The 12,406-nt window shown below is 75.5% G+C and carries 14 protein-coding genes; 7 read left to right on the top strand and 7 right to left on the bottom strand.

What is annotated here, in order from left to right; genetic code table 11:
• The 5 genes from dgoD to GA0070214_RS01630 are packed head-to-tail and all read left to right on the top strand — an operon-like array spanning position 1 to position 4,530.
• The gene (gene dgoD, locus GA0070214_RS01650) at positions 1-1,149 is read left to right on the top strand and encodes a galactonate dehydratase (protein WP_091258240.1); all 1,149 of its coding nucleotides are present in this window, start codon (positions 1-3) and stop codon (positions 1,147-1,149) included.
• Positions 1,150-1,151: 2 nt separating this feature from the next.
• Positions 1,152-1,775: a bifunctional 4-hydroxy-2-oxoglutarate aldolase/2-dehydro-3-deoxy-phosphogluconate aldolase gene (locus GA0070214_RS01645; RefSeq protein WP_244167498.1), complete on the top strand. Its 624-nt coding sequence runs from the start codon at positions 1,152-1,154 to the stop codon at positions 1,773-1,775.
• Positions 1,772-2,725, top strand: coding sequence for a sugar kinase (locus GA0070214_RS01640; RefSeq protein ID WP_091258235.1), 954 nt, complete (start codon positions 1,772-1,774; stop codon positions 2,723-2,725). Before GA0070214_RS01645 ends, GA0070214_RS01640 begins: the two co-directional genes overlap by 4 nt.
• 40 nt (positions 2,726-2,765) lie before the next feature.
• A complete protein-coding gene (manD, locus tag GA0070214_RS01635) occupies positions 2,766-3,995 on the top strand; it encodes a D-mannonate dehydratase ManD (protein WP_091258233.1) in 1,230 nt (409 codons plus the stop codon).
• Entirely contained in the window at positions 3,985-4,530 is a 546-nt protein-coding gene (locus GA0070214_RS01630) for a gluconokinase (RefSeq protein WP_091258231.1), read from the top strand. Before manD ends, GA0070214_RS01630 begins: the two co-directional genes overlap by 11 nt.
• Before the next feature lie 17 nt (positions 4,531-4,547).
• Here GA0070214_RS01630 and GA0070214_RS01625 read toward each other — a convergent pair whose 3' ends face one another.
• Both GA0070214_RS01625 and GA0070214_RS32060 read right to left on the bottom strand, forming a co-directional pair.
• A complete protein-coding gene (locus GA0070214_RS01625; RefSeq protein WP_091258229.1) occupies positions 4,548-4,967 on the bottom strand; it encodes a YchJ family protein in 420 nt (139 codons plus the stop codon).
• 21 nt (positions 4,968-4,988) lie between these two features.
• Complete coding sequence (locus GA0070214_RS32060; RefSeq protein WP_208602667.1) at positions 4,989-5,573, bottom strand: histone H1; 585 nt, start codon at positions 5,571-5,573, stop codon at positions 4,989-4,991.
• 212 nt (positions 5,574-5,785) lie between these two features.
• On the opposite strand from GA0070214_RS32060, the gene GA0070214_RS01610 reads away from it, so the two are divergent.
• Complete coding sequence (locus GA0070214_RS01610) at positions 5,786-6,403, top strand: mycothiol-dependent nitroreductase Rv2466c family protein (RefSeq protein WP_091258222.1); 618 nt, start codon at positions 5,786-5,788, stop codon at positions 6,401-6,403.
• 50 nt (positions 6,404-6,453) lie between these two features.
• On the opposite strand, the gene GA0070214_RS01605 is transcribed toward GA0070214_RS01610, so the two are convergent.
• Both GA0070214_RS01605 and GA0070214_RS01600 read right to left on the bottom strand, forming a co-directional pair.
• Positions 6,454-7,929 (bottom strand): PhoX family protein, encoded by a 1,476-nt coding sequence (locus GA0070214_RS01605; protein WP_091258221.1) that lies wholly within the window; start codon positions 7,927-7,929, stop codon positions 6,454-6,456.
• A 150-nt stretch (positions 7,930-8,079) separates the two neighbouring features.
• Positions 8,080-8,856, bottom strand: a complete 777-nt coding sequence (locus GA0070214_RS01600; protein ID WP_091258219.1) for an SGNH/GDSL hydrolase family protein — start codon at positions 8,854-8,856, stop codon at positions 8,080-8,082.
• Positions 8,857-8,935: 79 nt separating this feature from the next.
• On the opposite strand from GA0070214_RS01600, the gene GA0070214_RS01595 reads away from it, so the two are divergent.
• Positions 8,936-9,934 (top strand): phosphotransferase family protein, encoded by a 999-nt coding sequence (locus GA0070214_RS01595; protein WP_091259794.1) that lies wholly within the window; start codon positions 8,936-8,938, stop codon positions 9,932-9,934.
• Positions 9,935-9,938: 4 nt separating this feature from the next.
• Here the strand turns inward: GA0070214_RS01595 and GA0070214_RS01590 are convergent, their stop codons facing one another.
• The 3 genes from GA0070214_RS01590 to GA0070214_RS01580 all read right to left on the bottom strand — a co-directional run bounded on the left by GA0070214_RS01590 (position 9,939) and on the right by GA0070214_RS01580 (position 12,351).
• Positions 9,939-11,051: a magnesium and cobalt transport protein CorA gene (locus GA0070214_RS01590; protein ID WP_091258217.1), complete on the bottom strand. Its 1,113-nt coding sequence runs from the start codon at positions 11,049-11,051 to the stop codon at positions 9,939-9,941.
• A gap of 75 nt (positions 11,052-11,126) precedes the next feature.
• A complete protein-coding gene (locus GA0070214_RS01585) occupies positions 11,127-11,777 on the bottom strand; it encodes a class F sortase (RefSeq protein ID WP_091258214.1) in 651 nt (216 codons plus the stop codon).
• A gap of 85 nt (positions 11,778-11,862) precedes the next feature.
• A complete protein-coding gene (locus tag GA0070214_RS01580; protein WP_091258212.1) occupies positions 11,863-12,351 on the bottom strand; it encodes a hypothetical protein in 489 nt (162 codons plus the stop codon).
• Between the last annotated feature and the right edge of the window lie 55 nt (positions 12,352-12,406).

Raw genomic sequence — 12,406 nt, 5'->3', positions numbered from 1 at the left:
GTGACCACCATCGCGCGCATCGAGACCTTCCTGGTCGCGCCCCGCTGGCTCTTCGTCCGGGTGGAGACCGGATCCGGGATCGTCGGCTGGGGCGAGGCCACCTGCGAGGGGCGCTCCGAGACCGTCCGCGCCGCCGTCGACCAGCTCGCCGAACTGCTGATCGGCCGGGACGCGCTGCGCATCGAGGACCACTGGCAGGTGCTCACCAAGGGGTCGTTCTACCGGGGCGGGCCGATCCTGGCCAGTGCCGTGGCCGGCCTCGACCAGGCCCTCTGGGACATCGCCGGCAAGCACTGGGGCGCGCCCGTGCACCAGCTGCTCGGCGGCCCGGTCCGGGACCGGATCCGGGTGTACGGCTGGGTCGGCGGCGACGAGCCCGGCGAGGTCCGCGACCAGATCGGCGCGGCCCTGGAAACGGGCCTGACCGCGGTCAAGATGAACGCCGCCGGCCGGATGAGTGCGGTGGCCTCGGTGGCCGAACTCGACGGCGTGGTCCAGCGGGTGGCCGCCGCCCGCGAGGTGCTCGGCGACCACCGGGACGTCGCGGTCGACTTCCACGGCCGGTTCAGCCTGGCCAGCGCCCGCCGGGTCGCCCCGCTGCTGGAGCCCTACCGGCCGTTCTTCCTCGAGGAGCCGGTGGTGCCGGAGAACTCGCACCTGATCGGCGAGTTCGTCCGCTCCACGACCACGCCGGTGTCCACGGGGGAGCGGCTCTACAGCCGGCAGGAGTTCCTGCCCGTCCTCCAGGCCGGCATCGCGGTCGCCCAGCCGGACCTCTCGCACGCCGGCGGCATCACCGAGGTCCGCAAGATCGCCGCGCTGGCCGAGGTGTACGACGTCCAGCTCGCCCCGCACTGCCCGCTCGGCCCGATCGCCCTGGCGGCCTGTCTCCAGGTCGGCTTCGCCACGCCGAACTACCTGATCCAGGAGCAGAGCATCGGCATCCACTACAACCTCGGCGCCGAGGTGCTCGACTACTGCCTCGACAAGACGCCGCTGACCTTCGTGGACGGCTACGTCGAGCGGCTCACGGCGCCCGGCCTGGGCATCGAGATCGACGAGGCGGCGGTACGCGCCGCCGACCGGCGCGGCCACGCCTGGCGCAGCCCCATGTGGCGGCACCGGGACGGCTCCTACGCGGAATGGTGACCATGACCCTCGACCTCACCGCCGAACTCGCGGCCACCCGCCTGCTCGCGGTCATCCGCGGCACCGACCCGACCGCCGCCATCGCCACGGGCACGGCCCTGCTCGCCGAGGGCGTCCGCGTCGTCGAGGTGGCCCTGACGACGCCCGGCGCGCTGGACGCCATCGCCGCCATCCGGGCCGCCGCCCCGCCCGGCTCCCTGGTCGGCGCGGGCACGGTGCTCACCCCGGCCGACGTGGCCGACGTGGCCGCGGCCGGCGCGCAGTTCGTCGTCACCCCGGCCGTCGTCGACTCGATCGGCGAGGCGGCCCGCCGCGGGCTGCCGGTGGCCGCCGGGGCGCTCACCCCGACCGAGGCGTACGCGGCCGTCCGGGCAGGGGCCGCCGCCGTGAAGCTCTTCCCGGCCTCGCTGGGCGGGCCCGCGTACCTGAAGGCGCTGCGCGACCCGTTCCCGGACATCCCGTTCGTCGCGGTCGGCGGCGTCGGGCTGGCCGACCTGCCCGGCTACCTCGCCGCCGGGGCGATCGCCGTCGGGGTCGGCGGTCCGCTGGTCGGCGACGCCGCCTCCGGCGGCGACCTCGGCGCCCTGCGCGAGCGGGCCCGCGCCTACCTCGCCGCCGCCGCATGACCGGCCTCGACCTGCTCACCTTCGGCGAGGCCCTGGTGTCGCTGCGGTCGACCGGGCCGCTCACGGCCGGTGGCGCGCTGACCGCCCACCTGGCCGGGGCCGAGGCCAACGTGGCGATCGGCCTGGCCCGGCTCGGCCACCGGGCGGCCTTCGGCGGCCGGGTCAGCGACGACGAGCTGGGCACCTTCCTGCTGCGCCAGCTCCGCGCCGAGGGCGTCGACGTGACCCACGTGGTCCGCGACCCCGAGCGCCCCGCCGGCCTCATGTTCCTGGAGCGGCGCACCGCCGACCTGACCCGGGTGCTCTACCAGCGGGCCGGCTCGGCCGGGTCGGCGCTGGGCGTCGACGACCTGCGGCCCGCCCTGGCCGCCGGCGCCCGGGTTCTGCACCTCACCGGGATCACCCCGGCGCTCTCCGCGGGCGCCCGGGAGGCCGCCGGCTGGGCGGCCGAGACCGCCGCCCGGGCCGGGACGCTGGTCTGCCTGGACGTCAACCACCGGGCGAAGCTGTGGACCCGGGACGCCGCGCGGGCCGTGCTCACCCCGCTCGCCGGGCACGCCTCGGTCGTGGTCGCCTCGGCCGACGAACTGGACCTGGTCGGCGCGCCGGGCGCCGACGAGGACACCGTGGTGGCCGGGCTGCTGGCCCGGGGCGTGTCGACCGTGCTCGTGAAGCTCGGCGGCGACGGCGCCCGGGCGTACACCCGGGAGGGTCGCCGGGACGCGGCGGCGCTGCCCGTGACGGCGGTCGACACCGTCGGCGCGGGGGACGCCTTCACGGCCGGCTACCTCTCCGGCCACCTGGACGGGCTCGACCTGGCCGGGCGGTTGCGCCGCGCGGTCACCCTCGGCGCCTTCGCCGTCGCCGGAACCGGTGACTGGGAGACCCTGCCGCGCCGGGACGAGCTGTCCCTCCTGGACTCCCGGCAACCCGGCGACACCCTTCGCTGACCCACCCCGAGAGCTGACCCACCCCGAGAAAGGCATCCGCGTGAAGATCGTCGCAGCGGACGTGATCGTCTCCAGCCCCGACCGCAACTTCGTCACCCTCCGGATCACCACGGACGAGGGGCTCACCGGGCTCGGCGACGGCACCCTCAACGGCCGGGAGCTGTCGGTCGCGTCCTACCTGGCCGACCATGTCGTCCCGCTGCTGATCGGGCGGGACCCGCACCGCATCGAGGACACCTGGCAGTTCCTGTACCGGTCGGCCTACTGGCGGCGCGGGCCGGTGACCATGGCGGCCATCGCCGCCGTCGACGTGGCGCTCTGGGACATCAAGGCCAAGGCCGCCGGCATGCCGCTCTACCAGCTCCTCGGCGGCGCGTCCCGGACCGGGATCATGGCGTACGGGCACGCGTCCGGTCGGGACCTGCCCGAGCTGTTCGACTCCATCCGCGCGCACCTGGAGCAGGGCTACCGGTCGATCCGGGTGCAGACCGCGGTGCCGGGGATCAACGCGGTGTACGGCGTCGCCGCCCAGCCCAGCGTCGACGGCAAGCGGTACGACTACGAGCCCGCCCAGCGCATCCCGCTGCCGGCCGAGGAGGACTGGGACACCCGCGCCTACCTGCGCCACCTGCCCGCCGTTTTCGAGGCGGTCCGCAACGAGTTCGGGCCCGAGCTGCCGCTGCTGCACGACGGCCACCACCGGATGACCCCCATCCAGGCCGCGAAGCTCGGCAAGACGCTCGAACCGTACGACCTGTTCTGGCTGGAGGACTGCACCCCGGCGGAGAACCAGGAGGCGCTGCGGCTGGTCCGCCAGCACACCACCACCCCGCTGGCCATCGGCGAGGTCTTCAACACGGTGTGGGACTACCAGACCCTGATCCGGGAACAGCTGATCGACTACGTCCGGTCTGCCGTCACCCACACCGGCGGCATCACGGCGATGCGGAAGCTGCTCGACTACGCCGCCCAGTACCAGATCAAGTCCGGTATCCACGGCCCGACCGATATCTCGCCGGTCGGCATGGCCGCCGCGCTCCACCTGGACCTGGCCATCCACAACTTCGGCATCCAGGAGTACATGCAGCACGGCCCGCTCACCAACGAGGTGTTCCGGCAGTCGTTCACCTTCGCCGACGGCTACCTGCACCCCGGCGACCGGCCGGGTCTCGGCGTCGAGCTGGACGACGAGGCGGCCGCCCGGTTCCCGTACCAGCCGGCGTACCTGCCGTTCAACCGGCTCAAGGACGGCACCGTCCATGACTGGTGACCGGCCGCCCACCCGGCACGTCGTGGTGATGGGCGTGTCCGGGGCGGGCAAGACGACGGTGGCCCGGGGAATCAGCGAGCTGACCGGCCTGCGGTTCGCCGAGGCCGACGAGTTCCACACCGAGGCGCACGTGGCCCAGATGCGGGCCGGCGTCCCGCTGACCGACGCGGACCGCTGGCCCTGGTTGCGCGCCCTGGCCGGGTGGATGGCCGAACGGCACGCCGAGGGGGTGTCCACGGTGCTGACCTGCTCGGCGCTGAAGCGCGCGTACCGGGACGTGCTGCGGCAGGGGCCGGCGGACGTGGAGTTCCTGCACCTGGACGGGGCCGCCGAGCTGATCCGGGACCGGCTGGACCGGCGGGTCGGGCACTACATGCCGGCGAGCCTGTTCGACTCGCAGCGGGCCATCCTGGAGCACCTGGGGCCGGACGAGTCCGGCGTGGTGCTGGAGGTGGCCGCGCCGCCGGACGAGCTGGTCCGGGCCGCGGTCCACCGGCTCGGCCTGCCGGTGCGCGCCGCGGTCACCGGGCCCTGACCCGCGCCGGCCGGCGGTCAGTCGGGTAGCGCGTCCAGGTAGACCCAGCGGCCGTCCTCCCGGACGAACCGGCTGTGCTCGGCCACCGTGCCGGGCCGGCCGGCCTCCCGGTGGTGGGCACGGAACCGGACCGTGCCCGCGCTGTCGAACAGCCCGCCCCGATCGGTGTCGAGCACTTCCAGCCGCGTCCACCGGGTGCCCGGGTCCAGCTCCAGCCGGCGCGGCCGGGTGGTGGAGTGCCAGCTGCGCAGCAGGTAGTCGGCGTCGCCCACCGCGAAGGCGCTGTAGCGGGAGCGCATCAGCGCCTCGGCGGTTGCCGCCGCCGAGGCGGCGCGGTGGATCGGGCCGCAGCAGTCCGCGTACGGCAGCCCGGAGCCGCACGGACAGGCCCCGCTGGTCGGGTCGGCCGCGCTCCGGCGGGCACCGCGTTTCGCCACCCGGTCATTCTCGCCGACGGCTCACCGGCCGCTCGTCCGGGCCGTCCGCCGGTTGCCGAACGACTCCATGGTGGTCGCCTTCTTCGCCGGCGTACGTGTCGCGGCGACCCGCTGGGCCTTGGCGGCGCGGTCGGCGGCCTTCTTGACGGTGGCCGCGTGGGCCGTGCCCTTGGCGGCCGGCGCCTTCTTCGCCGTGGTCCGCGTGGCCGGGGCCTTCTTCACCGTTCGCCTGGTCCCGGGCGCCTTCGTGGCCACGGCCTTCTTGGCGGGCGCCTTCTTCGCCACGGCCTTCCTGGCGGGCGCCTTCTTGGCCGCGGCCTTGGTGGCGGGGGCCTTCTTGGCCGCCGTGGTGGCCTTCTTCGCGGCGACCGCCTTGGCGGTGGGCCTGCGGGTGGGCGTGGCGGTGGTGGCCGAGGTGGCCTTCTTCCGCGCCGCCCGCGCGGTGGTCGGTGTCGGCTTCCCGCCGGGGGTCTTGGCGGCGGTCGCCCCGGTCGCCCGCTTGCTGGCGGTCGCGACCTTCTTCGCCGCCGCCTTGTTCGGCATCGGGGCCTTGCGGGCCCCGGTGGCCTTCCTGGCGCTGCTCGGTCTGGTGGCCGCCTGGGCCATCGTGCCTCCTCGCGGTCCGCCGCGGCCCGGACGGGTGCGTCCGGCGACGTCGGGCCGGCCGGCCCGCGCGGCGCGCGTGTCTTCCCACCGCGCGGATGGTCAAACACGCGGCGGATTGGCCCAGTGAAACGCACGTGGATCGGCACTGCTGGTGGGCCGATCACCCGCCTAGCGTGGGACCGGCAACGGAGAACGAAGGGACCGAGACGATCATGACGACCGCCGACATGTGGTTCGACCCGCGCTGCCCGTGGGCCTGGAACGCCTCCCGCTGGCTGCTGGAGGTGGAGCGGGTCCGCGAGGTCCGGGTCCGGTTCCACGTGATGAGCCTGTCCCTGCTCAACGAGGGGCGCGACGGGCTGGAGGAGTGGTACCGGGAGTGGCTGAAACCGGGCCTCGGCCCGGTCCGCGTCTGCGTGGCCGCCGCGCAGAAGTGCGGCCCGGAGGTGCTGCGCGACCTCTACACGGCGCTGGGCGAGCGGATCCACCACGAGGGCGCCCCGATCGGCCGGGAGCTGTACGTGGCGGCGCTGACCGAGGCCGGCCTGCCCGTCGACCTGGCCGACGCCGCCGACACCACCGAGCACGACGCGGCCCTGCTGGCCAGCCACCAGGCCGGTCTGACCCCGGTCGGCGAGGACCTCGGCACGCCGACCATCCACGTCACCGGCGCCGACGGGCGGGTGAACGCGTTCTTCGGGCCGGTGGTGGCGCCGATCCCGCGCGGCGAGGACGCCGGCCGGCTCTGGGACGGGGTGCTGCTGGTCTCCGGCACCGACGGCTTCTTCGAGCTGAAGCGGGGGCGCACCCGCCGGCCGATCGAGCGTTGAGCCCTGACCCGGCGGCGGCGGGTGGGACCCCACCCGCCGCCGCCGGTGCCTCAGACCCCGATCCGGGACCAGTCACCCCAGATCGCGAACGTCATGCCCCGGCTCGCCTGGATGTTGACGAACAGGGTGTGCCCGTCCGGGCTGAAGGTGGAGCCGGCGAACTCGTCGTTGGACCGGTCCGCCCCGGTGCTGCTGACCAGCCGGTTCAACGCGATGTCGAACAACTCGCCGCGCGGGGTGAGCCCGCGCACGTAGTTGTCGTCCACGTTGTCCTCGCAGACCACCAGCGTGCCGCGCGGGCTGGTGGTCACGTTGTCCGGGAAGTCCAGTACATCGGGCCCGGGCGACTCGTACACCAGCCGCAGCACCTGCGCCCGGCAGTCGTACGCCCACACCTGGCCGTGCCCGTTGCCGTACCCGTCGGCGACCGGGCCCGTCGACGTCTCGGCGGGGCCACCGCCCTGAGTGGCGGTGAAGTAGACGACGCCGTCGTCGTACGCCGACCCCTCCAGCCGGGAGAAGTAGGCGGCGCCCCGGGCCCAGCCCTGCCGCGACACGTACGTCAGCGCCTGGTCGTTCGTCGTCGGCGCGACCTCGCCGGGGGTGTACGGGAACCGCGGCGCCGGGTCGTCGATGTCCACCCACTGCACCGGGTACGTCGCGTGCCGCCGCTGCGCCGCGGCCAGGTCCAGGTTGCGGCGGCCGCGCACCGCGAGCATCTGCAGCCGGCCCCCGTCGGCCAGGCGGCCGCACTTCATGGGGTCCACCGGGGGCGTGTACCGGTAGAAGCCGGACGGGTAGCCGAAGTTGTCCTCGGTCAGGTAGAGGTGCCCGCCCCGCGGGTCGTAGGCCACCGACTCGTGCGCGAAGCGGCCGGCGGCGGGGACCGGCGCCCGGTCCGACTGCCCGCCCGCCGGCACCTCGTAGACGAAGCCGTGCGGCTGGGTGAGCGGCACGTTGGAGGCGCCCGTGAAGTCCGGGCCGACGTCCGGCCCGTTGACCGTCTCCTCGCAGGTGATCCAGCTGCCCCAGGGCATGCGGCCGCCGGAGCAGTTCATCATGGTGCCGTTCAGGCTGGTCCACGAGCGCCGGACCTCGCCGTGGCGGGTGACCTCGATCGTGGTGGTGCCGCCCTGCGCCATCGGGTCGTACGCCGCGGCGGCGTCGCCGAAGGCGGGGCCGGGATTGTTCACCTCGTGGTTGCGGACCAGCCGGACGGTGCCGTCCGGCCCGCGGAAGGCGCCCATGCCGTCGTGCCGGCCGGGCAGCCGGGTGCCGTCGTCGAGCGTGACCGGGAACTCGGTGTCGTGGAACGAGCGGTACTGGAAGCCGTGGGGCAGGTGCAGGCGGACCGTGCCGTCGCGCAGGTCGGGCACCGGCCCCAGGGCCGGGCGGGGTGCCGGACGCCGGCCGGCCGCGCCGGCCTCGCCGCGCGCCACGAACCCGATGAACGGGCCGCCGAGGACGGCGCCGCCGGCCGCGGTGGCGGCGCCGCGCAGCAGGGTGCGCCGGTGGAGATCAGGCATCGGGGGACTCCTTTGTCGCCAGGTCTCCGTCCATCGAGGCCGGGGACCGATCCTCCGAGTGATCCTCGTCACCTGTTCACCGCCTGGCAACCCTCCGCAAGGGTCGCCGGGGTCGCGGTTCCGGACGGCAGCTCTGCCCGGTCGGGCTGCTCAGGAGGCCGGCAGCTCCACCGGCAGCGGCACCGGCCGCTTCGCCACCCGGTCGTCGCCGGAGGAACGCCCGCGCAGGTGCCGGCCCAGCCACGGCAGCAGGTGCCGCCGGGTCCAGGCCAGCTCGGCGCGGACCGCCTCCCGCCGGGGGCGGCGGGCGGCCACCGGCAGCGGGTGCGACCACGAGTCGTCGTACCCGGGCAGGCCGGCGGTGTGCGCGAGCGCCGCGGCGATCCGTTCGTGGCCGGCGGTGTTGGCGTGCAGCCGGTCGTCGCTCCACAGCCGGGGATCCGAGGCGACCGCGTGCGCGCCCAGGTCGAGCAGGGTGGCCCCGGTCTCCGCGGTGGCCGCCCGGACCGCCTCGTTGAGCGCCAGCACCCGGCCGCGCAGCGGGCGGGCCAGCGGCATCACCGGCGCCGGGTCGGGCAGGGTGAAGGTGAGCACCGTGGCGCCCTGGCCGACCAGTGCGCGCTGCATGGCGCGCACGTCCTCGACCACCCGGTCGGCGTCGAACGACGGTCGCAGCACGTCGTTCATGCCGGCCACCACGGTCGCCAGGTCGGGCGCCAGCTCCAGCGCGACGGGCAGCTGCTCGCTCCGGATCCGGGCGGTGGTGCGGCCGCGGATGGCGAGGTTGGCGTACTCCAGGCCGCCCTGGGCCCGGGCCACGGCGAGGGCGAAGCGGTCGGCCCAGCCCCGGTAGCCGCCCGCCTCGTCCGGGTCGTCCAGGCCCTCGGTGGTGCTGTCGCCGATCGCCACGTACCGCCGCCACATCATGCGCGCCAGCCTACGGAACCCCGCCCGGCGGTTTCCGGGACAGCGCCCGCGCGGCCCGGCCGCTAGCGTGGTGCGGGACATGAGCCCGACCCAACGCCACCTCGACCCGGATCAGGTCCGGCGCTACGTGGCCGCGTCGCTCGGCCCCGCGCCCGGCGTGACCGACTGCGGGCCGCTGGCCGGCGGCGGCTTCGCCGCCGTCTGGTGGGCGACCCTCGACGACGGGCGGGCCGTGGCGCTCAAGGTGGGCCCACCGCCGCACGTGCCGCTGCTCCGCTACGAGCGGGACATGATCGGCGCGGAGGCGCGCTACCTGCGGCTGGTCGCCGCGCGGGCGCCCGCCGTGCCGGTGCCGCCGCTGCTGCACCACGGGCGCGACCCGGTGCTCGGCGACTGGCTGCTCACCGGCCTGCTGCCCGGCCGCACCCTGTGGGACCTGACCCGGGCCGGCGTCGAGGTGGGCCCGCTCCGGGCCCAGCTCGGCCGGGCGCTGGCCGCGCTGCACGGTGTCACCGGCGACCGCTACGGCTACGACGGCGGCCGGACCGGCGCGCCCACCTGGCGCGGCGCGTACACGGCCATGCTGGACGACCTGCTCGCCGACGCGGCGGACTGGTCGGTGCCGCTGCCCGTGCCGGCGGCCCGGATCCGCGAGCTGGTCGACCGGCACGCCGGCGTCCTCGACGCGGTCCGCCGCCCGGCGCTGCTCCACTTCGACGGCTGGGCCGGCAACGTCCTGGCGCTCGACGACCCCGACGGGACGCCCCGGCTCACCGGGCTGGTCGACGGCGAGCGCCACCTCTGGGGCGACCCGCTGCTGGATCTGGTGTCGCCGCTGCTGTTCCGGCGCGCCGAGGACGAGCCGGACGACCCCCTCGTGCGGGCCTACCGGGCGGCCGCGCCGTTCCCGCTGGACGCCGGGGCGCGCCGCCGGCTCGGGCTCTACCGGCTGCACCTCTACCTGCTCATGACCGTGGAGATGCCCAGCCGGGGCATCACGGCCGAGTCCGACCCGGGGCGGGTGGCCCAACTGGCCGGGCTGCTCGACGCCGAGCTGTCCGACCTGGACAGCGCGTGACTCCTCAGAGCCAGCCGGAGCGCCGGAACAGCCGGTGCAGGGTGACCGCGGCCGTCGCCATGAGCAGCAGGGCCCCCGCGTAGCCGTAGCGCCAGCCCAGCTCCGGCATGTGCGCGAAGTTCATCCCGTAGACGCCGGCCACCGCGGTCTGCGTCGCGGCGATCGCCGCCCATGCCGCGATCTTGCGCATGTCGTTGTTCTGCTCGACGGCGAGCTGCGCCAGCCGGGACTGGAGGATCGAGTTGAGCAGCTCGTCGTACGAGCCGATCCGGTCCACCGCCCGGGTCAGCCGGCTCTCCACGTCGGCGAACCAGCGGTGCAGCCCCGGCGGCGGGCCCTCGCCCCGCTGCTCCAGCAGCGCCCGCAGCGGCGCCTGCAACGGCAGCACCGCCCGCTTGAACTCCACCACCTCCCGCTTGAGCTGGTAGATGTGCTGGATGTCGGCGTCCCGGTCGCGGGCGAAGACGCTCTCCTCGACCCGTTCCAGGTCCCGCTCCAGGTGCCCGGCGACCTCCAGGTAGAGGTCGACCATCCGGGCGCAGACCGCGTACGCCACCGCCCACGGCCCCTCGGCCAGCACGCCCGGCCGGTGCTGCACGTCCTCCCGCACGGGGGTCAGCGCGCCGCTCGCGCCGTGCCGGACGGTGAGCGCGAACCGGTCGCCGAGGAACACCATGACGTCACCGGTGTCGATCACCTCGGAGGTGGCGGTCAGCTCGGTGTGCTCCACGTAGCCGGCCGTGCGCAGGACCAGCAGCGTCACGTCACCGTGCCGCTGCACCGTGGGGCGGTGCCCGTCGGCGAGGGCCTGCGCCACGGCCAGCTCGTCCAGCCCGAAGGTGCGCCCGACCGCGGCCATCACGGCCGCGCCGGGCTCGTGCAGCCCGAGCCAGACGAACGCGCGCCGGGTGCGGCGGGCCCGGTCGTACGCGTCGGCGTAGTGCGGCCGGCCCGGCTCCCGCCGGCCGGCCACGTAGACCGCGCAGTCCACCACGGCGTCCGGGTTGGCCCGGCGGGGCGTCGGGCCGGCCACCTCGTCCGCGCGCCCGAGCAGGCGGGTCAGGAGGCCGGGCAGCAGTCGGCCGCCCCGCCGGGTCCGTAACGCCGACCGGCCCACCGCGCACCTCCGCCCGCCGAGGAACTGACGGCCTACCGTACGGCCTGCCGGTGCTCCAACGGTGCCCGGCCCGCGTCAGCGGGCGGCGGTGGCGAAGACCACGATGTTGTCCGGGTAGCTGCCGATGCGCGGGTTGAACCGGCCGCCGCAGGTGATGAGCCGGAGCCGGGCCTCGGCGCCGCCCCCGTACACCCGCTCGGTGGGGAAGCGCTCCTTCGGGTAGGCGCCGACACCGTCCACGCTGAACACCGCGACCCGGCCGTCGGTGCGGGTCACCTCGACGGTGTCGCCGGGGCGCAGCCGGCCCAGGTCGAAGAAGACCGCCGGGCCGCGCAGCGTGTCGACGTGCCCGACCAGCACGGCGTTGCCGGCCTCGCCGGGGGTCGGGCCACGGCGGTACCAGCCGACCATCTCCGGATGGTCCAGCGGTGGCACCTCCAGCGCGCCGTTCTCGTCCGTGGCGACCGGGACGATGTCGGCGTCGACGCCGATCCGCGGGATGGTGACCCGGACCGGCTCGGAACTGGGGAGCACCGGGCCGGCCGCGCCGGAGGGCTCGACGGTCGGTGCGACCGAGGCGCCCGGCTGGGGCGGCGGGGTGGAGGTGGTGCCGAGGCCGGCGGCGACCAGTCCGGCGCCGGTGGCGCCGGCCAGGGTGATCGCGGCGACGATGACGGCGGTGCGGGTCCGCGACGGACCGCCCGCCCGGTGGTGCTGCGACGACAGGGTCCCACCTCCGTCCGTCGTGGACGCGGTGCCCGCGCCGGTCGGACCGGCGCGGGCATCCGCTCAGGGATGGTGTGACGGGCCGTCAGGCGACGGCGGTCGCGCGCCGGCGGCGGCGCACCAGCACGTACGTTCCGCCGGCGACGGCCGCGGCGGCCAGGGCGCCGCCCGCGACCAGCACGCCGGTGTCGCCGTCCCCGCCGCCGGCGCCGGCCTGCGCGCCGCCGATCGGGGTGACGGTGAAGCTGGCCGTGCCGCCGTTGCTGCCGTCGCCGCAGGTGGTGGTGACCGTGTACGTGCCGAGGGTGAACCCGGCGGTGAAGAGTTCGGCGCTCAGCCCGCCGCCCGCCGCGGCGGTGGTGGATCTGACGTTCTGGTCCCGGTTCGGGCCGGTGACGCGGAAGAGCGCGTCACCGGCCTTCGGGTTGCACGACGTCGTGGTGAGCACGACGGTCCCGCCGACCGGGGTGGTGGCCGGTGAGACGGTGGTGTCCGCGAGGGCGGCGGCCGGGAGCAGCAGTGTGCCGAGGCCCACGCCGACCGCCGCCGATCCGAGAACTGTCTTTGCCTTCATCCGCGTCTTCCCTCACTTTTCGTCCGCTGTCTGCGTGGGACGTCGTTCGGGTGGC

The organism is Micromonospora chaiyaphumensis, assembly GCF_900091435.1.
Taxonomy (GTDB): Bacteria; Actinomycetota; Actinomycetes; order Mycobacteriales; family Micromonosporaceae; genus Micromonospora; species Micromonospora chaiyaphumensis.
Note: the sequence above shows the minus strand (reverse complement) of the source record. Positions and strands in the feature narration are given on the sequence as shown.